Origin of the sequence: Comamonas sp. lk (assembly GCF_900564145.1) — a bacterium.
Classification (GTDB): Bacteria; Pseudomonadota; Gammaproteobacteria; order Burkholderiales; family Burkholderiaceae_C; genus Comamonas.
Genome location: NZ_UOOB01000001.1, coordinates 761,503 through 784,201, shown reverse-complemented (window position 1 = coordinate 784,201; position 22,699 = coordinate 761,503). Strand labels below are relative to the sequence as shown.

Here is a 22,699-nt window from a genome sequence, read left to right as displayed (position 1 = left end):
CTCGGTGTCTCTCGCCTGGAGCACGCCAGTTTCATGCAACACGTCATGAGCTATTGATCGACTGAAACATCATGGGTATCACTTTATTTGTAGCCATCATCGTCCTGCTGGTGCTGGGCTTTCCGGTGGCTTTTGCGCTGGCCATCTCGGCCGCACTGGCCGTGTTTGTCGGTGGGCGTTATCCACAGCTCATCGTCTTCAAGGAAATGTTCACCGGCATAGACAGCTTTCCGCTGATGGCCGTGCCCTTCTTCATCCTGGCCGCCGAGCTGATGTCGGGCGGTGCGCTCACCGCCGTGCTGCTGCGTTTTGCGGCCCAGTTCGTGGGCCATCTGCGTGGCGGCCTCGGCTATGCCAACGTCATGTCGCTGACGCTGTTTTCGGGCATCTCCGGCTCGGCCCTGGCCGATGCCGCCGGCCCCGGCTCCATGATGGTCAAGATGATGGACAAGGCCGGCTACAGCCGCCCCTATGCGGCAGCACTCACCGCCAGCACCGCCATCGTCGGCCCCATCATTCCTCCTTCCGTCAGCATGATCATCTATGCGCTGCAAGATGAGAATGTGTCGGTAGGCGGCCTGTTCATGGCCGGTTTCATTCCCGGCATCCTGATTGCGCTGGCCATGGCTGCCGTCAACTGGTGGGTGTGCAAAAAGCGCGACTACCGTTCGACCGATCCCCGCCCCTCGGCCCGTGAAATGTGGGTCAACAGCTTCAAGGCCATTCCGGCGCTGATGCTGATCGTGCTGATCGTGGTCGGCATCCGCTTTGGCATCTTCACGCCCACCGAAGCCTCGGTGGTTGCCGTGTTCTATGCGCTGATCTGCGGCAAATGGATTTACCGCACGCTGCAATGGTCGGCCCTGCCCGGCATTCTGGCGCGCTCGGCCATGCTCACGGCATCCGTGCTGCTGGTGATGGCCACCTCGGCCGCTTTCGCCTGGGTGCTGACGGTGGAAGGCATTCCCCAGTATCTGTCCGAGCTGATCGTCAGCTGGGAGCTTTCGCCCACCATGTTCCTGATCGCCGTGAACATCTTGCTGCTGGTCTTTGGCATCTTCATGGAGCCGCTGCCGGGCGTCATGATTCTGGTGCCGATACTGGCGCCCATTGCCTTCAACCTGGGCATAGATCCCACGCACTTTGCCATGGTGGTGATCGTCAACCTCACGCTGGGCATGATCACACCGCCCGTCGGCGGCCTGCTGTTCGTCACCTCGGTCGCCACCCGGGTTTCCATCACGGCGCTGACGCGCGAGATGCCGCTGTTCTTGCTGGCCCACTTCATCGTGCTGTGCCTGCTGACCTTTGTTCCAGCCCTGTCCACCTGGCTGCCGCACACGCTGGGCTTCCAGTAATCGCCGAACTCGTGCTTTTAAAGGCTGCCTCTGGCAGCCTTTATTTTTCATGAGGTGCGACGACAGCAGCCGACATGCAAATTTTCAAGCAAGGTCAGCCCTCCTGCTTGCCCATGGTTTGATGGTGAGCATCAAGCCTTTATGCCTGCAGGCTTGCGCCAGGCCACCGCCCCCGCATAGCCATGGGCCAACAACAGCGGCGCGCTGCCGATGCCTGCCAGCCGCATCTCCAGCGCCCCGCTCCACTCCACCAGGCCCAGGCCCGCGCATTTGAGGCGTGCTTCGTGCCGTGTCCAGGCATTCGCAAAAGCTTCTAAAAAATGAGCTTCTTGCGGAATATCGATCAAGGCTTGAGCCGCTTTCTGATCCAAGAACAGCCTGGCCACCGCAGCCAGCTCATGGCGCGGCGCGGTAGTGTTCAAGGCCTGAATATCCACACCGACCGGCCCCTGCCAATGCCTGGCCAGCAATGCCAGCCCCGGCGCATGGCTGATGGAACAATGCGGCAACGCCAAGGGCTTGCCGCGCCACAACAACTGCGGCGCCTGGTTGCGCAGATTGCTGATGCCCAGCTCGTCTTCGCTGCAATCGAGCTCCGGCACCAGGCAGGCGCACAGCGCGGCGCGGGCCTGCAGGCGGGCCTGCTCACGGTCGGCGGCATCCAGGCCCTGCGCCAGCCATACCCGTGGTGCATGGTCATCCGGTGCGCCAGCCAGGGCACAAGACTGGATCTGCATCAACCCTGCCCGGCTCGGTGCGGAACCGGTGCGGCGGGCGCACCCTCCCAGCGGGTGCGCGCGGGTAGGGTTTCGCCCTTCATCACCAGAGTCAGCGGGCCCAGTTGCACACCGTCGCCCACCCTGGCGCTATACAGCACGGTGCAGCGTGCGCCCATGGTCACACGGCTGCCGATGAGCACATGGTCGATCTTCATCACCCGGTCTTCGAAGAGATGGGTCTGCGGGCAGCAAAGCGCATTGAGCTCGCTGTGCGCGCCGACGGTGACGCAATCGTGCTCGGTGATATCGGTGGTGTCCAGCCAAGCGCTGGGGGCAATCTTGCTGCCCATCAGGTTCAGGGCCAGCGGCAGCCAGGGCGTTCCGCGCAGATAGCGCAGAAAGTTGGGCACGGCAATGCCCTCGTACATATTGGTCGTAGCCTCGGAGAGCCAGACAAAGGGCGTCCACATGGGCATGGCTTTTTTGCCGTAGCGCCCCACGAGCAGCCATTTGAACAGCGCCACCGCAAAGAAGGCGAGCATGCCAAAGATCACGCCAGCCACGGCCAGGTCCAGCACCACCGCACCCCAGCGCTCGTCTGACGCCAGCGGCATCGCGTCGAGCACGATGGCATAGCCTACGGCGATCACCAACGCGTGCGGCGCGGCGATGCGCACGGCCTCGACCAGACCTCGCCCCAGACGCCGCCAGGGCGAGGGCGCAAAGGTCAGGTAATCGGGGTAGCCCTGGGCCACTTCGCGCGCCGGCAGGTTGATGGCCGGTGCGCCCAGCCAGGTGTCGCCGCTTTGCATGTCGGCATTGCGCGGCACGGCGGTCATCACGCCTATGAGCACATTCTCGGGAATGGTCGAACCGTCGGGCACATAGGCGCCGTTGCCGATGAAGCTGCGGCGCGACACCACGGTGGGTTTGACCGTCATCCAGCCGCCATCGATGAGCTCGTCGCCCAGCATCACCGCGTCGGCCACAAAGCATTCGTCGCCCAGCGTCAACATATCGGGCACCACACCCAGCGCCGTGGAGAGTTCAGTCTGCTTGCCCACCTTGGCGCCCAGCAGCCGGTACCAGGTGGACGAGTACACCGTCGCGTAGATACCGTGCAGCGTGGCCAGACTGGCCTCCTGAATCTGGTTGACCAACCATTTGCCCAGGTAGCGGCCGCTGTGCACCGACCAGGTGCCGGCCCGGGTGCGTGGCAAAAACAGATAGCGCACCAGCGCCGCCACCAGCACCGTGCAAGCCACCAGCACCGCGCTGGCGGGAAGTGCCAGCCAGAAGAACTTGAAAAAGCGCAGGATAAAGGCGCCCAGCGCATTGACGGTGCCGTCCTCGATCAGCGGCCGCACCGAAATGGCGTCCACGTCGAGCACGTCGATCAACATGAAGGTGGGAAACACCGGCATGAAGAACAGCGTGGCAACCAGCAGAGTGCCCAGCAGAAAGACACACATCTCCCAGGCCCGGCGCACCCGGCCCACTGTCTTGCGCGGCTTCAGGCTGGCGGGATCGAACTCGCCCACAGCCCGCGCAGGCGAGCCGGCCCAGATGCTGCGCGCGGGCTGCACCATGCCGTCGGCCAGGGCCGACTGGCCTTCCAGGTGCGCCCAGTCGCCCAGACGGGTATTGCCCTCGATCACCACATACGAGCCTATGCAGGCCTCGTGACCGATCGCTATGTGCCCCAGCACCAGCTCGCCGCCTTCGACGCGGGCATTCTCCAGGCTGACGGCATTGCCGACGCTGACGCCATCGCCAATGCTCAGCAGCTCCGGCACACGCACCGTCATTGAGCCGAGGTTGGTTTCGCGCCCTACCTTCGCACCCAGCGCGCGCAGCCACAGCGGGTGCAGCGACGAGCCGCTGATCATGGAAACCGGCACCGCATCCACCAGCCGGTCGGCAAACCACCAACGGAAATACGTCAGCCCCCACAGCGGGTAACGCCCGGGCTTGAGGCGCCCGGCCACCAGCCATTTCCCAACCCAGGCAATGCCGAACTCAGCCAGCGTGGCGATCGCAAACGCCAGCACCGATATGGCCACGGCAAACGGCACCGAGTCGGTCTCGTCGCCGGTGAAGAAGTGGTAGGTGAAGAACGGCGCCAGCCACTGCGCCATCTTGATCAGCACCAGCAGCGGAATCGCCGCCGTCTGCGCCGCGCCACAGCGCCAGCGCCGCCATGCGGAATGGATGCGGAACGGCCGCTCCTGCACGGTGGCATCGCCAACCGACATGGCGGCTTGCAGTGCCTCGGCAATCGCGCCGATCTTGCGTTGCTGATAGATGGTGCTCACCGTGGCCTGGGCAAAACGCGCATCGGCGCGCAGCAGCGAGGTCAGCCGCGCGGCGAACAGCGAATGCCCGCCCAGGTCGCTGAAAAAATCCAGTGCCCGGCGCAGGGGCTGGCCCGGAAACAGCTGCGCCAGTGCGGCAAACAAGACTTCCTCGGCCGGGGTTTCGGGCGTTTCGGAGTCGCAGCTGTTCACCGCAGTGGACAGCTGCTGGGCCTTGAGCGCCTTGCGGTCGATCTTGCCCGAGGTCAGGCGCGGCATCTCGGCCAGCGCCTCGAAGCGCGCGGGCACCATATAGGGCGGCAAGCACTCGGCGAGGGCGCTGCGCAGCACAGCGTGGGCGGGCGGCGCCGCAAGCTCGACGGGCACGTAGAAAGCCACCAACTGGTCAATACCGTCATCCTTGCGCAGGAGCACGGCCGTGGTGCCCACGCCAGGCTGCTGCGCCAGCACGGCCTCGATCTCACCCAGTTCCACGCGAAAACCACGGATCTTGATCTGGTCGTCGGCCCGGCCCAGGCAGTGGATCTGGCCATGCTCGTCGATGCGCGCCAGATCGCCGGTACGGTACAAGCGCGTATCGTGCGGGCCGTTCGCCCAGGGATTGACCAAGAATTTTTCGGCCGTCAGCTCCGGGCGGCCCAAATAGCCGGCCGCCACGCCGGGGCCGGTGATGCACAGCTCACCGACCTCGCCCTGCGGCAGACCCACCAGCGTGGGCGCAGTGCCGGCGGGAAAGCTGTCGGCATCGATCACCTGCACCACCACCAGTGCGTAATTGGGCAGCGGCGTGCCTATGGTCACCGGCGCGCCGGCCTGGAGTTCGGCCAGGCTGGCCGATACCGTGGCCTCGGTGGGCCCGTAGGTGTTGAACATCTGACGCGAGCCGTTGGCCCAGCGCGCCACCAGCGATTCGGGGCACATCTCGCCACCGAGATTGATCAGGCGCAGATTCGGTACGTCCTGCGCGAACAGCGCCAGCAAGGTGGGCACGGCATGCAGCACCGTCACCTGCTGCGCTATCAGCGCGCGCGGCAGGGCCTCGGGGTCGCCGGCGATCTCGCGCGGCGCCAGCCACAGCGACGCGCCCACGAGGTAGCTGATCCAGATTTCCTCGAACGACATGTCGAAGGCCACCGAAAAGCCCTGGTAGACCTTGTCGCTCTGACGCACGCCCAGCCGCACATTCTCGCTGCGCAAAAAGTGGCAGATGCTGCCCTGGGTGACGGCAATGCCCTTGGGCTTGCCGGTGGAGCCGCTGGTGTAGATCACATAGGCCGGGTGACTGGGTAGCGCACCTTCGCGTCGGCGCGGCACAGTGCCTGTCGGCAACGGCGCCAGCAGAGCGGCGTCGATGAAAACCTGAGCCAAAATGCCTGCATGCGCTTGAATCGCATGCGATTGCCGCTCCGCTATCAATAGCGCCTTGGCCTGCGCATCCTCCAGGCAGGTGGCGATGCGTTCGGGAGGGGTTTCGGCATCGAAGGGGAGCCAGGCTGCCCCGGTCTTGGTGATCGCCAGCTGCAGGGTCAGCAGCTCAATACCGCGCGGCAGCCACAGACCAACCATGTCGCCGGGGCGCACGCCGGCCTGGATCAGCCGGTGCGCGGCACGGCTGGCATCGGCATCCAGCTGGGCATAGCTGCATTGCCGAAGCTGATCGCCCTGCCCCTCGATCAGAGCAATCTGCTCAGGATGAGCCGCAGCCGTTGCTTCAAAGATATCCGCCAGCACCTCGTGGCACAGCAGGTCTGGCCTTTCAGGCCCACGCAAGACAAGCGCTTCAGACATGGTCTCAGCGGTAACCCCCAGGTACAACCGTGCACCCGAACCTCATGGCACCGCTCTTTTCTGCCCTCCGATTATTCGGAGCAGCGTGGAGTTTCTGTGTAGCCGCTCAGTCACTCCACGCTATTTTTAACGTCATGACCGCGCCGGCACCTTGCCCGTGTGCGTGCCGGTCCTGCCCGGCATTCTGGCGCGTGCGGCCATGGTCACGGCATCCGCGCGCCGGTGACGGCCATCCCGGTCGCCACCCGCGTTTCCATCACTGCGCTGACGCGCGAGATGCCGCTGTTCTTGCTGGCCGCTTCATCGTGCTGTGCCTGCTGACCTTTGTTCCAGCCCTGTCCATCTGGCTGGCGCACATGCAGGGATTTCAGTAAGTTCCTCAATCAGCTTCTGAGTGGATCAGCCATGCAAAGGGCCGCCATCGAGGCGGCACTTTTTCTGCGCAAAGCGCTCCGTCCGGTCGGCGCTATGGCTAAAACAAAAGCTTGCCCATGCGCTGTGCAGCCGCCTGCAAGTGCGGCAAGCCGGTAAGCGCCTGTTCCAGAGACATGCGTGCCTGCGGTGCATGCACCGCCAGCGCAGCACGACACAGGCCTTTGTCATCCTTGATCGGCACGGCCACGGCAATCATTCCCAGCATAAACTCCTCGCGATCACAGGCATAGCCATGCTCTTGAATGTGCAGACACTGCTGGACCAGAGCGGCAGCCGACTGCAATGTGTGGGGCGTGCAAGGCGTCAGCACCAGGTTGTCCAACACCGCCATGCGGCGCTGGGGCTCCATATGTGCCAGGAAAAGCTTGCCACTGGCAGTCGCGTGCAAAGGCACCCGGGAGCCGGCTTCCAGCTGCATGCGCAGCGGCCAATGCGTCTCGACCCGGTCCAGATAGCGCACGCGCGTTCCATCCAGCACCGTGAGGTTGCAAGTTTCGCCAAGCGCCTGCACCAGCTGAGACAAGACCTCATGGCGCAAAGCATGGCGTGGATCGCATTGCAATGCTCTCACCGCCAGGCTGAGCAAACGCGGCCCAGGCGAAAAACTGCGGTCCCCCTCATGCCGCGTCAGCCACTGCCGCGACTCCAGAGCCGAGCACAAACGCGAAGCCGTGGCCTTGGGAAAGCTCAGCGCATTGGCAATCTCCATCAGCCCTGGAGGCTCGCTGCTTTGGGTCACGTAATCCAACACCGCAAGTGCACGGTCCGACATTGAACTGGGGTCTTCCAAAGATGTCGATGCGACATCAGAAGCACTTTGTGGAATAGCTACAGGCATGACGGGAATGATGGCACAGCTCGCGAATACGCCAGTTAAAGCCCAGGCGTCCTGGTACTTATACGAGCAAGGGAAAGCGCTGATTACAGCATTTGAGCTCACACATAGAGTTCCATCAAAAGGAACAAACAGTTCCTCTAGATAAAACAAAGGAGATCTTCTATGTCAAATGCAATCGAAAGCTATGACTACGTCATCGTCGGTGCCGGCTCTGCCGGCTGCGTTCTGGCTGCACGCCTGTCCGAAGATCCCCGCAACAAAGTCCTGCTGCTGGAAGCGGGGCCACCCGATCGCTCTCTCTGGATCCACCTGCCCATAGGCTATGGCAAGACCATGTGGAGCTCTCAATACAACTGGCGTTTCGAAACAGATCCCGACCCCAATATGAACGGACGGAAGATCTATTGGCCTCGAGGCAAGACCCTGGGCGGCAGCAGCTCCATCAACGGCCTAATCTATGTACGAGGCCAGGCGCAGGACTACGATCACTGGGCCGCCCTCGGCAACCCTGGCTGGTCTTATGAAGACGTGCTGCCCTACTTCATCAAATCCGAAGGCAATGAAAGAGGAGCGGTCGAGTCCCATGGCGGAACCGGTCCGCTCAAGGTCTCGGACATTGGCGCCAAGCATGAGCTGATTGAAGCCTTTATCGCTGGAGCCCAGCAGATCGGCGTGCCACGCACCAGCGACTTCAACGGGCGCCAGCAGGAAGGTGCCGGCTACTACCAGCTCACCACGAGCAAAGGCCTGCGCTGCAGCACTGCCAAGGGCTATCTGGGCCCGGCCCGCAACCGTCCCAATCTACATATTGAAACCGACGCCATGGCCACGGGCCTGGTCATGCGCGGCAAACGGGCCATAGGCGTGAACTTTCGCCAGAACGGCAATATGCGCAAGGCCCTGGCCAATGCCGAAGTCATATTGTCCGCAGGCGCCATACAGTCGCCCCAGCTCTTGCAGCTGTCAGGCATAGGGCCTCGCGCCCTGCTGCAAAGCCTGGACATTCCTGTCGTGCACGACCTGCCGGGCGTGGGTGAAAACCTGCAAGATCATTTGCAGATCCGTCTGAGCTACGAGTGCAGCAAACCTATCACAACCAACGATCAGCTGAACTCGTGGATAGGCACGACCAAGCTGGGGCTAGAGTGGCTTTTTCATCGCTCAGGCCCGCTGGCCGTCGGCATCAACCAGGGCGGCTGCTTCATGCGCGCCCTCAAGAATGCCGACGGGAGCGCTGCCGCCAGCACACCAGACATACAGTTTCATGTGTCCACACTTTCTGCGGACATGGCCGGCGGCAAGGTCCACCCTTACTCGGGCTTCACCATGTCGGTGTGTCAGCTGCGCCCAGAATCACGCGGCCATGTGCGTATCCGCTCCAGAGATCCTTTTGCACCGCCATCGATGCAGCCCAATTACTTGAGCACGGAACTCGATCAGCGTACCAATGTGGCGGCCATTCGAGCGGCCAGAGAGATCGCACAGTCGGCGGCCATGTCGCCTTATGTCAAGCGCGAAGTCAAGCCAGGCTCCCCTACGCAAAGCGATGAGGAATTGCTGGAGTTTTGCCGTAACAACGGCGCCACCATCTTTCACCCCAGCGGCACCTGCAGCATGGGGCCGAATCACGACCCCATGTCCGTAGTCGATGCCCGCTTGCGCGTGCACGGCATTCAAGGTTTGCGCGTGGTCGACTGCTCGGTCATGCCCACGCTGGTCTCCGGCAACACCAATGCACCCGTCGTCATGATTGCCGAAAAAGCCGCCGATCTGATCCAGGAAGACGCAAAGCAGTTTCAAGTCGCATGACTGCTCAAAGTTCAAACCACGCGACAAGACACCAGGAGACATCATGGCAAAAGACAGTGATCCCAAGGTAGTTCGTAAGGTAGTCACCTCAGCACTGATCGGGGCCACCATCGAGTGGTACGACTTCTTTCTTTACGGCGTGGTCGCCGGCATCGTTTTCAGCAAGCTCTACTTTCCAGGAGAAGACCCGCTGATTTCCGCCCTCCTGGCCTACACCACATTTGCGGTCGGCTTTGTGACCCGCCCGCTGGGCGGCATCATCTTTGGCCACTTTGGTGACAAAGTCGGTCGCAAAAGCATGCTGGTGATCACGCTCATGATCATGGGCGTTTCCACCTTCCTCATAGGCCTGACTCCGACCTTTGATCAAATCGGCATTGCCGCCCCCATCTTGCTGTTGCTGCTCAGAATTGCTCAAGGCATTGGCCTCGGCGGTGAATGGGGTGGCGCAGTGCTGATGGCCTATGAGTACGCACCCAAAAACAAGCGCGGCTTTTACGCTTCCCTGCCGCAAATTGGCCTGGCCATAGGCTTGTTTCTGGCTTCCGGCGTCGTGGCCCTGCTGTCTTGGTTGTGCACCGATGAACAATTCATGGCCTGGGGCTGGCGCATTGCCTTCCTGATTTCCGGCGTGATGGTGCTGGTTGGAATGTACATACGCATGCATGTACAGGAAACGCCTGAATTTGCGGCCGTCAAGGAACGCAATGCGGAAACCGCCATTCCCTTCCTGGACATGATGCGCCGCTACCCCGGCAACGTCTTGAAAGGCATGGGCGCGCGTTACATCGACGGTGTTTTCTTCAACATCTTCGGCGTTTTCTCCATCAGCTATCTGAATGACACGGTGAAGATATCCCGAACGGATGCATTGATAGGTGTGATGATGGCCGCCGTGGTCATGTGTTTCACCATCCCGTTCTTTGGCCGGGTTTCAGACCGCTTCGGGCGTCCTCGCATCTTCATGTGGGGGTCCATCGTCACCGCGATCTCAGCTTTTCCGGCCTTCTGGATCATGACTCATGCTGGCAGCAGCCCACTGCTTATCTGGGCCTCAGTCGTCATCCCGCTCGGCGTGCTCTATGCCGCCATCTATGGTCCGGAAGCCGCTCTGTTTTGCGACCTGTTTGACGCCAAGGTACGGTACACCGGCATCTCCTTCGTCTATCAATTCTCGGGGATCTTTGCCTCTGGCATCACTCCCATCATTGCAACCAGCCTGATCAAGGTCGGCGGCGGATCTCCCTGGCTCGTCTGCTTCTATGTGCTGTTTGCAGGTCTGGTATCGGCCCTGTGCGCCCGGTCGATAGGCAACAGCCCACAAGTGCATGAGCAGATTCAGGAAGAGACTGCATCGGGCTCCCGCCCCTCCAGAAAACTGAGCAATGCCTGAATCGCTTCACACAGGAGTCTGGAGATCCAATGCAAGCTGCCCATGGCTAAAAGAGTGCAGCGCACTGTTTGTAAGGTGGTTGCAGCCGGCATCCTCAGGCAAGCCTGACCATGCCGGCCTCACTTCCCACTGAGCGCCACCACCAAGCCCGATACGCCATGACGCCTGTCGCAACACCGTGCGGCAAACGTCATGGCAGCGGCCTCAGGTACGCGCCAGCACCGGCGCCAGCGCCTTGCCCGTGTGCGTACCGGCACGGACCAGATCTTCCGGCGTGCCTTCGGCCACGATGCGTCCGCCCTCCTTGCCGCCTTCGGGGCCCAGATCGATGATCCAGTCGGCCTCGGCAATCACGTCCAGATCGTGCTCGATGACGATCACGCTGTGGCCGCCGTCCACCAGGCGGTGCAGCACCTTGATCAGCTTGTCCACATCGGCCATGTGCAGGCCCACCGTGGGCTCGTCCAGCACATACAGCGTATGCGGTGCCTTCTGCCCCCGGCGGCCGATTTCGTCGCGCACCTTGGTCAGTTCGGTCACCAGCTTGATGCGCTGGGCTTCGCCGCCGCTCAGTGTGGGCGATGGCTGGCCCAGGGTCAGATAGCCCAGACCCACATCCTGCAAAAGCTGCAGCGGATGGGCAATGCTGGGCATGGAGGCAAAGAACTCCACCGCCTCGTCTACCTCCATCTGCAGCACATCGCCAATGCTCTTGCCGCGCCAGGTCACAGCCAGGGTTTCCGGGTTGAAGCGCGCACCATGGCAGACCTCGCAAGGCACTTTCACATCGGGCAGAAAGCTCATCTCTATGGTGCGCACGCCCTGGCCTTCGCAAGATGGGCAGCGCCCTTCGCCCGTATTGAACGAGAAGCGACCCGCCGCATAGCCGCGCGCCTTGGCTTCCAGCGTCTCGGCAAACAGCTTGCGAATCGTGTCCCAGAAACCGATATAGGTTGCGGGGCAGGAGCGCGGTGTCTTGCCAATCGGCGTCTGGTCCACTTCCAGCACCCGGTCGATGACTTCAAAACCCTTCAAGCCTTTGCAACCGATCAGCGCCGGAGACTTGCCTTCATCCATGGCATCGCGCCCGGCCTTCGTGGAGCGCTGCTGTACCCAGGCCGCCACATTGCTCAGCAGCACATCGCGCGCCAGCGTGGATTTGCCAGAGCCCGACACCCCCGTCACCGCCACCAGCCGCTCCAGCGGAACCCGCACATCCACGCTTTGCAGATTGTGCATATGCGCGCCCAACAGACTCAGCCAATGCAGAGCAAAAGACTGTGTGCCAACTTCAACTTCCGTAGCAGCTTGCGCTTTTGCTTTCTTGGACTTGGCTCGTTTTGGCTCTGCAAGTTTTACTTCTTCAGCGCTGGCAGCACGCAATTCGATAGCAGGCTTCGCCGCAGGCTGGGGCGGCTCGCCCTCGCCAATCCAGCGGCGCGGCTTGAACGGATGGCGCATGGCATGCAGCAGATAACGGCCGGTGACCGAATCCTTGGCGTCCATGATGTCCTGCACCGAGCCTTCGGCCACCAGGCGTCCACCGCGTATGCCGGCACTGGGGCCGATATCGATGATGTGATCGGCGCGGCGAATCGTGTCTTCGTCATGCTCCACAACCACCAGCGTGTTGCCCTTGTCGCCCAGCTTGTGCAAGGCGTTGAGCAGGATCTGGTTGTCGCGCGCATGCAGGCCAATCGTGGGCTCGTCCAGCACATAGCAAACGCCTTGCAAATTGCTGCCCAGCTGCGCTGCCAGACGTATGCGCTGGGCTTCGCCGCCGCTCAAGGTGGGCGCGCCGCGATCCAGCGTCAGATAGCCCAGACCCACTTCTTCGAGAAATTCCAGCCGGCTTTGAATCTCGGGAATCAGGTCGCGCGCAATATCGGCTTCACGACCCGACAGCGCCAGTGTTTGCGCCCAGGCGCGCACATCGCTCACCGAAAGCTCGGCAATATCCGTAATGCCCACGCCATGAAATTGCACGGCACGCGCCGTGGGGTTCAGACGCGTGCCATGGCATTTGCTGCACTCCACCTCGGCCAGGTCTTCGACCTCCTGGCCTTCGAACTTGACCTCACGGCCCCGGTTGTCTTCGGCCAGCAAGGTGTCGTCATACACCTTGCGCTGGTCCTTGGTCAACTTCACGCCCGTACCCACGCAATCCGGGCACCAGCCATGCTTGCTGTTGTAGGAGAACAGACGCGGGTCCAGTTCCGCATAGCTGGTGGCGCAGACCGGGCAGGCACGCTGGGTGGAGAACACCTGGAGCGCGCCTATGCCCGCCGTGCTCTGCCCACCGGCCATGGCTTCGGCCAGGTTCTCTATGCCGGAAAGCACATGCAGCACGCCCTTGCCTATCTCCAGCGTCTGCTTGAGATGACTGCGCAGCTCGGCCTCGTTGGCCGCCGTCACCGTCACGCTGGCGACAGGCAGCTCTATGGTGTGCTCCTTGAATCTATCGATGCGCGGGAAACCCGTGGTGGGCAAGAACTCGCCATCAACCCGCAAATGCGTATAGCCCTTGGGTCGTGCCCAATCGGCCAGCTCGGTATAGACGCCCTTGCGGTTGACCACCAGCGGGGCCAGCAAACCAATGGTCTGGCCGCGGAAGTTCGTCATCAGCTGTGCGGCAATGCTTTCCTCGGTCTGCGGCTGCACGACCGCATGGTCGTGAACGCAATGCTGCACCCCCAGCTTCACATACAACAGGCGCAGAAAGTGCCAGACCTCGGTGGTGGTTCCCACCGTGGATTTTCGCCCGCCGCGCGAGAGGCGCTGCTCGATGGCCACCGTGGGCGGAATGCCATAGACGGCATCGACCTCGGGCCGCCCTGCCGGCTGCACGATGGAGCGCGCATAGGCATTCAGCGATTCGAGATAACGGCGCTGGCCTTCGTTGAACAGAATGTCAAAGGCCAGCGTGGATTTGCCCGAGCCGGAAACACCGGTCACCACATTGAATTTTCCGCGCGGCACGTTCACGCTCAGGCTCTTCAAGTTGTGCTCCTTGGCATTGACGATTTCAATCGCGTCCTTGCCCGGAGTGGCTTGCACCGCCTTCGCCTTGCGCTCTGCTTTGTAGAGCATGGGGGCCACCTCGTGCACGGCTTCACCGCCCACGCCCATGGCCAGATCGTATTCGCGCAGCGCCTGTGCGGTGTGCGATCCGCTGACCTTGCGTACATCTTCGGGCGTGCCTTCGGCTACCACCAGGCCGCCGCCGTCGCCACCTTCCGGCCCCAGATCGATCAACCAGTCGCTGGCGCGAATCACATCCAGATTGTGCTCGATCACGATCAGCGAATGCCCGGCCTCCAGCAGCTTGCGCAGGGCGCGCATCAGCTTGGCAATGTCTTCGAAGTGCAAGCCTGTCGTAGGCTCGTCGAACATGAACAGCGTGCCCTTCTTGGCCAAAGACTGCTTGGATTTGGACTGGGCCTTGGCCGCCTCGGCCAGAAAGCCGGCCAGCTTCAGGCGCTGGGCCTCTCCCCCCGACAGCGTGGGCACGGGCTGGCCCAGCTTCACGTATTCCAGCCCGACATCCACGATGGGCTGCAGGGCGCGAATCACATCGCGATCCTGCGAGAACAGCAAGGCGGCCTCGGCCACCGTCAGCTCTAGCACGTCGGCCACGTTCAAAGGCTTGCCGCCACGTTCGATCTTGACTTCCAGAATCTCGGGGCGATAGCGCGAACCATTGCAATCGGGGCAGCGCAGATAGACGTCGGAGAGGAACTGCATCTCCACATGCTCAAAGCCCGAACCGCCGCAGGTGGGGCAGCGCCCATCCCCGCTGTTGAAGCTGAACTTGGACGCGGTATAGCCGCGATGACGCGACAGCGGCGCCACGGCAAACAGCTCGCGCAGCGTATCCCAGGCCCCCACATAGCTGACCGGATTGGAGCGCGCGGTCTTGCCTATGGGCGACTGATCGACAAACATCACATCAGCCAGATGATCGGCTCCCATCAGACGCTCAAACGCACCTGCGGCATCGGTCGGCTTGCCAAAGTGGCGCATCAAGGCGGGTACCAGCACATCCTGAATCAGCGTGGACTTGCCCGAGCCTGAAACACCGGTAATGGTCACCAGCCGCTGCAGCGGTAAATCCACGGTGACATCCCGCAGATTGTGTTCACGCGCGCCTTCCAGAATCAGGCGCGGCGTGGCTTCAGTCACCATGCGCTTGAGGCCGAAACCCACTTGCTTGCGTCCGCCCAGATAGGCACCGGTCAGCGTATCGGCCTTGCGCAGATCTTCGGGCGTGCCGTCAAACACGATCTGGCCACCGCGCGCACCCGGGCCCGGCCCCATGTCAATCATGCGATCGGCGGCAAACATCACGGCCGGGTCGTGCTCGACCACCACCAGCGTGTTGCCCGCATCGCGCAAGCGGTGCATGGCTTCGGTGATGCGCTCCATATCGCGCGGGTGCAGACCGATCGAGGGCTCGTCCAGCACAAACAAGGTGTTGACCAAGGAGGTGCCCAGGGCTGTGGTCAGGTTGATACGCTGCACCTCGCCGCCGCTGAGCGTGCGGCTCTGTCTATCCAGCGTCAGATAGCCAATGCCTACATCGCACAGATACTGCAGACGCGTCATGATTTCCTCATGCAGCATCTTGAGCGCCTGGAGTTCGCCATCGTTCTTGTCTGCATTGGCAGCCGGTGCCAGCTGCGCAAAAAAGTCCCGCAAACGCGTGATGGGCAAGCGCATCAGATCGTGCAGACACAGACCCGGCAAGCCATCGAGCTGCTCGCGGCTCCAGCCCACGCCCTGGGGAAGAAAACGCTGGTATTTGCCACCAGCATCGTGGGCCGGCAAGACCGCATCGGCGGCTTGCTTGCTGCCCACGCGCCACAGCAGGCTTTCGGTCTTCAGGCGCGCGCCGCCGCAAGTCGGACATTCGGTGTAGCTGCGGTACTTGGACAGCAGCACCCGGATATGCATTTTGTAGGCCTTGCTTTCCAGGTACTCGAAGTAGCGGCGTATGCCGTACCAGGTCTGCGTCCACTTGCCGTTCCAGTTCGGCGAACCTTCGATCACCCAGTCTTTTTGCGCCTGGGTCAGCTTGGCCCAGGAGGTATCGCGCGGAATGCCTTCGGCTTCCGAGTGGCGCATCAAGTCATCCTGGATTTCTTTCCAGGCAGGCGTTTGAATCGGTTTGATGGCCCCCGTGCGCAGCGTGAGCTTGTCGTTCGGTATCACCAGGCCCCAGTCCACGCCAATCACTCGGCCAAAGCCGCGGCAGGCCTCGCAGGCACCCACGGCGGAGTTGAAGGAGAACAGCGAAGGAATCGGCTCCTGGTAGGACAGATTGCTCTCCGGGCAATGCAGTCCCTGGGAAAATTTCCACAGCTCGGGCTCTGCACCTTCCACACCGCTTTCCGGCAGCAGATAGACCGTCAGCCGGCCGCTGCCGCGCTTGAGCCCGACTTCAATCGCCTCCATGACCCGCACACGCTCGGCCTTGCTGAGGCGAAAGCGGTCGGCAATTACATCCAGCACCTTGACCTTTTCAGGCACGGCCTGGGCCTTCTTTTTGCCCTTGTCTGCGTCCTTGCTGGCCTGCTGCGCGCGCTCCACTTCGCGCTCGGCCTGCACCTTGGTAAAACCGCTGGCAGACAGCCATTGCTCCACCTCCTCGGCCGAGGTATTGGCCGGCAGCTCCACCGGGAAGGTGATGGCGATGCGCGGATCGCCTGCGGCTTCGCAACGCTGGGCCAGTTCGGCGTAAATCGTGTCCGGCGTATCGTGGCGCACAGCCATGCCGGTTTCGCGGTCATACAGCTGGGAGGCTCGGGCGAACAGCAGTTTCAGATGATCGTTGATTTCGGTCATCGTGCCCACGGTAGAGCGCGAATTGCGCACCGGGTTGGTCTGATCGATGGCGATGGCCGGCGGCACGCCCTCGACCTTGTCTACCGCAGGCTTGTCCATGCGATCCAGAAACTGGCGCGCATAGGCAGAGAAGGTCTCCACATACCGACGCTGGCCTTCGGCATACAAGGTATCAAACACCAGACTGGACTTGCCCGAGCCGCTGGGGCCCGTCACCACGGTCAACTCACCCGTGCGGATGTCGATGTCCAGATTGCGAAGATTGTGCTGGCGAGCACCACGAATACGGATCAGGCCCTGCGTCATGTTCTGCTGTCTTTCCTATGGAGGCCAAACATTCTAGGCAGTCTGAGCATGCACTTGTGCCGGCTGGCCCTTTACGCCAGCGCAGCTAATCACCATCAACTAACAGCAAAGCCCCGACAAGCGGGGCTTTGCACGCAAACTCAGCAGCGCTGCTGCTTATTTTGATTCAGGCGCCGGAACGGTGACGGCATCGGCGCCGTGCTTTTCGCCACTCATATCCACGCTGTCGCCCGCCTTCATGATGGCGAAAAGCGATATCGCGGCAAACACCACAAAACCCACAGCCAATTTCCACATCGTTGTCTCCTGAGTCCTTGATTGAATGAAGCAGGCCGCTTGCAGCCATTCCCCAGCATGCTCGACACGCCTACCAAAGCATTGAAACCGCCTTGCATTGCATGCGGCTTACGTTGAAACGTTTCACCAAAGAAAAAAGCCCTGTGCTTTAGGCACAGGGCTAGAACTTGGAGTAATGGTCTGCATTATCAGCTGCAGCTGCTGTAGACACCGCTTACGCGGTGCACCAATTAGAAGTTGTGGCGAACGCCAACGGCAATAGAGCTGAAATCTTTGCCTGCAGGTGCGTTGTATGCAGCACCGCTGTCGTTGTTCACGCGGGTGTAGTAACCGTACACCTTGGAGCGCTTGCTCAAGTTGTAGTTGTAGCCCAGAGTCCACTGCGTGGCAGCGGAGTCGGCAACCTTGCTCCACTTGTTGGCGTGACCAACGTTTACGTGGAATTCGGAAGCGCCCAGAGCGTACATGCCCGACAGGCGGAAGTTGTTACGCGTACCGATCAGATCCTGGTCGCTGCGCTGATAGTAGGCGCCAACCGTGAATTGACCAAAGGTGTACAGACCGCGCAGAGCAGCTTGCCAGTTGTCGCCAACCTTGCTGTAGCCAGCGCCCAGGTGCAAAGGACCTGTGGCGTAGTTTGCGGCCAGATCGTAGCCGTTCTTGCGAGGACCCACAGTAGGATCCTTCTCATGCATGGACACCGAAGCATCCACCGTCAGGCCACCGATGCTGGGAGTGCGATAGCCGACCTTGTTCTTGGTGCTCAGACCACCAAACCAGACGGGATCGTAGTACAAGGCATCCGAAGACGAACCGGTGTCGTGGTTGTGCATGCTGATGTAGTCAGCCGTTGCATAGTAGGACTCGGGCACGAAGTTACCCAAGCGCACCATACCGAAACCGCCAGACAGATTCACTTCGCTCTGACGAGCAAACGACATGCCGGTGGTGGGGTGGGTCCAGGCGGAACCGGTGCCGGTATCGGAATTGAAGCCGGACTCCAGTGCGAAGCCAGCCTTCAGGCCGCCACCCAGATCTTCGGTACCGCGAATGCCCCAGCGAGAAGCATTGTTCTGCATGCCAGTGACAGTTTGATCACCAGTCTTTTGGCGTTCAACCGTGGTGTTGATACGACCATACAGCGTCACGCTGCTTTGAGCCATTGCGGTGGTTGCGCCCATCACTGCCAGTGCGGCCAGAGCGATGCGAGTCATCTTGGTCATGTGTTGCTCCTAAGGTTCCGTTTTCTGTTTTTCACCGCATCAGCTGAGGGATTTCATGAATCCCCTGGCGGCTGGTTTCAGATTCTAGGTGGGGGCTGGTAAAAAAATGTGTGACCCATCCCAAAAATATGCGCGGTGATGCATAAGTGCCACACTTGCGTCACATTCTTTAGACCTCAACGTTTTCCTCAATTGAAAAAGCCTGCGCCATACGAGAGGCACAGGCCTTGGAAAAGTTGATTCGCGCACCGTTCAGATGCGCGAATGCGTCCGTCAGTCTTCCGCGTAAATATCGCGATCCTTGGTTTCAGGCACGAACAAGGTACCGATCACGGCCGTCACACCGGCAATGATGATGGGATACCACAGGCCGTTATACATATTGCCGGTCTGCGCCACGATGGCAAAAGACATGGTGGGCAGCAAGCCGCCGAACCAGCCATTGCCGATGTGATAGGGCAAGCTCATCGAGGTATAGCGGATGCGGGTGGGGAACAGTTCCACCAGCATGGCGGCAATAGGGCCGTAGACCATGGTCACCAGCAAAACCAGGTACGCAAGGATGACGATCATCATGACCTTGTTCATCTTCGCGGGGTCTGCCTTGTCTGGATAGCCATCTTGCTTGAGCGTCGCAGTGACGGTCTTGTTGAAATCCGCAGCCTTGGCTTTCAGCTCATCCGGGCTCAAGCCAGCCATGGCGAAGCTGGGAATGGAGTGCTCGCCAATCTTGATGACGGCTGGCGTACCCGCTGGAGCGGTTTCGCTTTCGTAGCTTACCGAACGATTGGCCAGGGCCTGCTTGGCTACGTCACAAGAGCTGGTGAACTTCGCTGTGCCGGTAGGGTTGAACTGGAAGGAACATTCATTGGGATCCGCAATGATCACCACCTTGTTCTTGGCTTGTGCTGCGGCCAGATCAGGATTGGCGGCTTCGGTCAAGGCCTTGAAGGCAGGGAAGTAGGTGAGCACGGCCAGAACACAACCCAGCATGATGATGGGCTTGCGGCCGATCTTGTCGGACAAGGTTCCGAAGATCACAAAGAAAGGCGTGCCGATCAGCAGCGCGGCAGCAATCATCAGATTGGCCGTGACCGCATCAACCTTGAGCTGCTGCGTCAGGAAGAACAAGGCATAGAACTGACCCGTGTACCAGACCACGGCCTGACCGGCCGTCAAACCCACCAGCGCCAGGATCACGATCTTCAGGTTCTTCCACTGACCAAAGGATTCCGTCAGCGGTGCCTTGGACACCTTGCCTTCGGCCTTCATCTTCTGGAAGGCAGGCGACTCGGACAAAGTCATGCGAATCCATACCGAGATGGCCAGCAGCAGGATGGATACCAGGAAGGGAATACGCCAGCCCCAGTCGGCAAAAGCTTCTTCACCCACGGATGTGCGCACCCCCAGAATCACCAGCAGCGAGAGGAACAAACCCAGCGTGGCCGTGGTTTGAATCCAGGAGGTATAGGCACCTCGCTTGCCGTGCGGCGCATGCTCTGCCACATAGGTTGCAGCACCGCCGTACTCGCCGCCCAGGGCCAGGCCTTGCAGCATGCGCAGAACGATCAGGATGATGGGAGCTGCCACACCGATGCTGGCGTAGTTGGGCAAGATACCCACGATGAACGTGGACAGACCCATGAGCAAAATCGTCACCAGAAAGGTGTATTTTCGGCCGATCATGTCCCCCAGGCGGCCAAACACCAGCGCACCGAACGGACGCACGATAAAGCCGGCAGCAAAGGCCAGCAGCGCAAAGATGAAAGCCGATCCCGAGTCCAGCCCGCTGAAAAACTGCTTGGCAATGATGGCTGCCAAAGATCCGTATAGATAAAAGTCGTACCACTCGAAAACCGTCCCGAGTGAAGAAGCAAAAATCACTTTTCGCTCCTCGGGGCTCATGGGCCTGTCGGCCGGCTTCGCCCCCATATTGCTTGCTGCATTGATGGCCATGCTTGTCTCCTTGATTTTGAAAGATCAGGCGCAGCCAAAACGCCTGTATTTCCAATATCAAATCGGCAACTGACCGTTAACTTACAAAAATTCACTTTCAGAAAATTCCCGACAAGGCTTTACCCGACCCTCTAAGCGCAAACCCTTGGCTCGATTTTTTCGATATGAAAAACCAAGTGAAAACACTGATAACGTAAGTAAGGACGGGGTCAGACGGGCTTTCGAGAATGCAAGCGCCTGCAGGAGTTACGCGCCACAGCGGCCACTTCAAGCAGGCATGCATTCATAGGAGACAAGACTGTGAGAGACCCGGTGATTGAAAGAATCCAGAGCAATCCTGAATATCAGGCTTTGCGCAAAAAACGTAATCGACTGGGTCTGATGCTGACCTTGTTGATGTTGGCCGTCTATTACGGCTATATCGCACTCATTGCCTTTGACAAGGAATTCCTGGCCACGCCCCTGGGTGCTGGTGTCACCACACTCGGTATTCCCATCGGCATGGGCGTCATCATTTTTTCCGTGCTTATCACCGGCCTCTATGTACGTCGCGCCAATGGTGAATTCGACAAGCTGACCCGCGACATCCTCAAGGACGCCAAGCCATGAAGCAGCGCACATTCAATCAATGCCTGGCCGCGGCACTGGCGATCTGCGCCGTCGCTCCGGTGATGGCCGCCGGTGGCGACGTGGGCGTAGCCGCCAAACAGGCCACCAACTGGACGGCCATCATCCTGTTCACCAGCTTTGTGGTGGCCACACTCTGGATCACCAAATGGGCGGCCGGCCGCACCAAGTCGGCCGCAGATTTCTATACCGCAGGTGGCGGCATCACCGGCTTTCAAAACGGTCTGGCGATTGCGGGCGACTACATGTCTGCCGCCTCGTTCCTGGGCATTTCCGCCTCCGTCATGGCCAGCGGCTATGACGGTCTGATCTACTCCATCGGTTTTCTGGTCGGCTGGCCCATCCTGACCTTCCTGCTGGCCGAGCGCCTGCGCAATCTGGGCCGTTTCACTTTTGCCGACGTGGCCGGCTACCGTTTCGAGCAAAAGCCGTTCCGGATTTTTGCCTCCTGCGGCACGCTGGTGGTGGTGGCCTTTTATCTGATTGCCCAGATGGTGGGTGCCGGTCAGCTGATCAAGCTGCTGTTCGGCCTGGATTACTGGATTGCCGTGGTGCTGGTCGGCGGCCTGATGATGGTTTACGTGCTGTTTGGCGGCATGACGGCCACCACCTGGGTGCAGATCATCAAGGCCTGTCTGCTGCTGGCAGGCGTCACCTTCATGGGCTTCATGGTCTTGTCCAAGTACGGCTTCAGCCCCGAAGCCCTGTTTGCCGATGGCGTGCGCGTTCGCACCCAGATCGCAGCCAACGGCGGCGCCGAGCCGGCACTGGCTGAAAAGCTAGGCCTGGCCATCATGGGCCCTGGTGGCTTCATCAAGGACCCCATCTCCGCCATCAGCTTCGGCATGGCGCTGATGTTCGGCACGCTGGGCCTGCCCCACATCCTGATGCGCTTCTTCACGGTGCCTGACGCCAAGGAAGCGCGTAAAAGCGTGTTCTGGGCCACGACCTGGATCGGCTACTTTTATGTGCTGATCTTCATCATCGGCTTTGGCGCCATCACCCTGGTGCTGACCAATCCTGAAATGGCCGATACCGCCAAGGGCATCATTCATGGCGGTGCGGGCACGGCCAATATGGCGGCCGTGCTGGTGGCCAAGAGCGTGGGCGGCGATGTGTTCTACGGCTTTATCTCGGCCGTGGCCTTTGCCACCATCCTGGCCGTGGTGGCCGGTCTGACGCTGTCCGGCGCCTCCGCCGTCTCGCACGATCTGTACGCCACCGTCATCAAGAAGGGCAAGGCCGACAGCGCCTCCGAACTGCGGGTCTCGCGCATCACCACGCTGTGCCTGGGCTTTGTCGCCGTGATGCTGGGCATTGTGTTCGAGAAGCAAAACATTGCCTTCATGGTCTCGCTGGCCTTTGCGGTGGCGGCTTCGGCCAACTTCCCGCCCCTGCTGCTGTCCGTGCTGTGGAAAGACTGCACCACCAAGGGAGCCGTGATCGGCGGCTTCCTGGGCCTGGTTTCCTCCGTGGGTCTGACCATTGTGTCGCCCTCGGTTTGGGAAGGCACGCTGGGCAATCCAGCCGGCTCGGCATGGTTCCCATATGCCTCGCCGGCACTGTTCTCCATGGCCATCGGTTTCGGCGGCGTGTGGCTGTTCTCCGTGCTCGACAAGAGCGGACAAGCTGCCAAGGAACGTGCGGCCTTCGCTGCCCAGCAAGTACGCTCCGAAACCGGCCTGGGCGCCGCCGGCGCATCGGGTCACTGATGAGGGATGGCCCGACGCAATGCCGGGCCTCGCTACCGCAGCGCTGAGAACGTGTTGACGATTGCCTCGACTGGCCCGC

13 protein-coding genes are annotated in these 22,699 nt (G+C 61.0%); 5 read left to right on the top strand and 8 right to left on the bottom strand.

Features of this window, described 5'->3' with window-relative positions:
- The first annotated feature begins 71 nt into the window (after nucleotides 1–71).
- Nucleotides 72–1,358, top strand: coding sequence for a TRAP transporter large permease (locus tag EAO39_RS03560; RefSeq protein ID WP_120966185.1), 1,287 nt, complete (start codon nucleotides 72–74; stop codon nucleotides 1,356–1,358).
- A 131-nt stretch (nucleotides 1,359–1,489) separates the two neighbouring features.
- On the opposite strand, the gene EAO39_RS03555 is transcribed toward EAO39_RS03560, so the two are convergent.
- The 4 genes from EAO39_RS03555 to EAO39_RS03545 all read right to left on the bottom strand — a co-directional run bounded on the left by EAO39_RS03555 (nucleotide 1,490) and on the right by EAO39_RS03545 (nucleotide 7,387).
- Nucleotides 1,490–2,095, bottom strand: coding sequence for a 4'-phosphopantetheinyl transferase superfamily protein (locus tag EAO39_RS03555; protein ID WP_120966184.1), 606 nt, complete (start codon nucleotides 2,093–2,095; stop codon nucleotides 1,490–1,492).
- Nucleotides 2,095–6,180: a Pls/PosA family non-ribosomal peptide synthetase gene (locus EAO39_RS03550; protein WP_120966183.1), complete on the bottom strand. Its 4,086-nt coding sequence runs from the start codon at nucleotides 6,178–6,180 to the stop codon at nucleotides 2,095–2,097. Before EAO39_RS03550 ends, EAO39_RS03555 begins: the two co-directional genes overlap by 1 nt.
- Before the next feature lie 203 nt (nucleotides 6,181–6,383).
- Nucleotides 6,384–6,563: a hypothetical protein gene (locus EAO39_RS22440; RefSeq protein ID WP_162989476.1), complete on the bottom strand. Its 180-nt coding sequence runs from the start codon at nucleotides 6,561–6,563 to the stop codon at nucleotides 6,384–6,386.
- An 89-nt stretch (nucleotides 6,564–6,652) separates the two neighbouring features.
- Nucleotides 6,653–7,387, bottom strand: a complete 735-nt coding sequence (locus EAO39_RS03545; RefSeq protein WP_240466887.1) for an IclR family transcriptional regulator — start codon at nucleotides 7,385–7,387, stop codon at nucleotides 6,653–6,655.
- A gap of 228 nt (nucleotides 7,388–7,615) precedes the next feature.
- Here EAO39_RS03545 and EAO39_RS03540 point away from each other — a divergent pair, with 228 nt between their 5' ends.
- Both EAO39_RS03540 and EAO39_RS03535 read left to right on the top strand, forming a co-directional pair.
- Nucleotides 7,616–9,262 carry a choline dehydrogenase gene (locus EAO39_RS03540; protein ID WP_120966181.1) on the top strand — a complete coding sequence of 549 codons (1,647 nt, stop codon included), beginning with the start codon at nucleotides 7,616–7,618 and terminating at the stop codon, nucleotides 9,260–9,262.
- A 43-nt stretch (nucleotides 9,263–9,305) separates the two neighbouring features.
- Nucleotides 9,306–10,655 carry an MFS transporter gene (locus EAO39_RS03535; RefSeq protein WP_120966180.1) on the top strand — a complete coding sequence of 450 codons (1,350 nt, stop codon included), beginning with the start codon at nucleotides 9,306–9,308 and terminating at the stop codon, nucleotides 10,653–10,655.
- Between the two features lie 204 nt (nucleotides 10,656–10,859).
- On the opposite strand, the gene uvrA is transcribed toward EAO39_RS03535, so the two are convergent.
- The 4 genes from uvrA to EAO39_RS03520 form a co-directional block, all read right to left on the bottom strand.
- Nucleotides 10,860–16,805, bottom strand: a complete 5,946-nt coding sequence (gene uvrA, locus EAO39_RS03530) for an excinuclease ABC subunit UvrA (protein ID WP_120966179.1) — start codon at nucleotides 16,803–16,805, stop codon at nucleotides 10,860–10,862.
- A 156-nt stretch (nucleotides 16,806–16,961) separates the two neighbouring features.
- Nucleotides 16,962–17,102 (bottom strand): hypothetical protein, encoded by a 141-nt coding sequence (locus EAO39_RS22435; protein ID WP_162989475.1) that lies wholly within the window; start codon nucleotides 17,100–17,102, stop codon nucleotides 16,962–16,964.
- 230 nt (nucleotides 17,103–17,332) lie between these two features.
- Nucleotides 17,333–18,325 (bottom strand): porin, encoded by a 993-nt coding sequence (locus tag EAO39_RS03525; RefSeq protein WP_120966178.1) that lies wholly within the window; start codon nucleotides 18,323–18,325, stop codon nucleotides 17,333–17,335.
- Nucleotides 18,326–18,598: 273 nt separating this feature from the next.
- On the bottom strand, nucleotides 18,599–20,281 hold the full coding sequence (locus EAO39_RS03520; protein ID WP_120966177.1) for an MFS transporter: 1,683 nt from the start codon (nucleotides 20,279–20,281) through the stop codon (nucleotides 18,599–18,601).
- A 300-nt stretch (nucleotides 20,282–20,581) separates the two neighbouring features.
- On the opposite strand from EAO39_RS03520, the gene EAO39_RS03515 reads away from it, so the two are divergent.
- Together EAO39_RS03515 and EAO39_RS03510 are read left to right on the top strand one after the other, a co-directional pair.
- Entirely contained in the window at nucleotides 20,582–20,890 is a 309-nt protein-coding gene (locus EAO39_RS03515; RefSeq protein WP_120966176.1) for a DUF485 domain-containing protein, read from the top strand.
- Nucleotides 20,887–22,620, top strand: a complete 1,734-nt coding sequence (locus EAO39_RS03510) for a cation acetate symporter (RefSeq protein ID WP_120966175.1) — start codon at nucleotides 20,887–20,889, stop codon at nucleotides 22,618–22,620. The genes EAO39_RS03515 and EAO39_RS03510 overlap by 4 nt, the downstream gene beginning before the upstream one ends.
- Nucleotides 22,621–22,699: the final 79 nt, after the last annotated feature.

What these genes read in the sequence shown, in the direction of transcription:
- EAO39_RS03560 (WP_120966185.1), top strand. Translation starts at nt 72, where the DNA reads ATGGGTATCACTTTATTTGTAGCCATCATCGTCCTGCTGGTGCTGGGC.
- EAO39_RS03555 (WP_120966184.1), bottom strand. Translation starts at nt 2,095, where the DNA reads ATGCAGATCCAGTCTTGTGCCCTGGCTGGCGCACCGGATGACCATGCA.
- EAO39_RS03550 (WP_120966183.1), bottom strand. Translation starts at nt 6,180, where the DNA reads ATGTCTGAAGCGCTTGTCTTGCGTGGGCCTGAAAGGCCAGACCTGCTG.
- EAO39_RS03545 (WP_240466887.1), bottom strand. Translation starts at nt 7,387, where the DNA reads ATGTCGGACCGTGCACTTGCGGTGTTGGATTACGTGACCCAAAGCAGC.
- EAO39_RS03540 (WP_120966181.1), top strand. Translation starts at nt 7,616, where the DNA reads ATGTCAAATGCAATCGAAAGCTATGACTACGTCATCGTCGGTGCCGGC.
- EAO39_RS03535 (WP_120966180.1), top strand. Translation starts at nt 9,306, where the DNA reads ATGGCAAAAGACAGTGATCCCAAGGTAGTTCGTAAGGTAGTCACCTCA.
- uvrA (WP_120966179.1), bottom strand. Translation starts at nt 16,805, where the DNA reads ATGACGCAGGGCCTGATCCGTATTCGTGGTGCTCGCCAGCACAATCTT.
- EAO39_RS22435 (WP_162989475.1), bottom strand. Translation starts at nt 17,102, where the DNA reads ATGTGGAAATTGGCTGTGGGTTTTGTGGTGTTTGCCGCGATATCGCTT.
- EAO39_RS03525 (WP_120966178.1), bottom strand. Translation starts at nt 18,325, where the DNA reads ATGACCAAGATGACTCGCATCGCTCTGGCCGCACTGGCAGTGATGGGC.
- EAO39_RS03520 (WP_120966177.1), bottom strand. Translation starts at nt 20,281, where the DNA reads ATGGCCATCAATGCAGCAAGCAATATGGGGGCGAAGCCGGCCGACAGG.
- EAO39_RS03510 (WP_120966175.1), top strand. Translation starts at nt 20,887, where the DNA reads ATGAAGCAGCGCACATTCAATCAATGCCTGGCCGCGGCACTGGCGATC.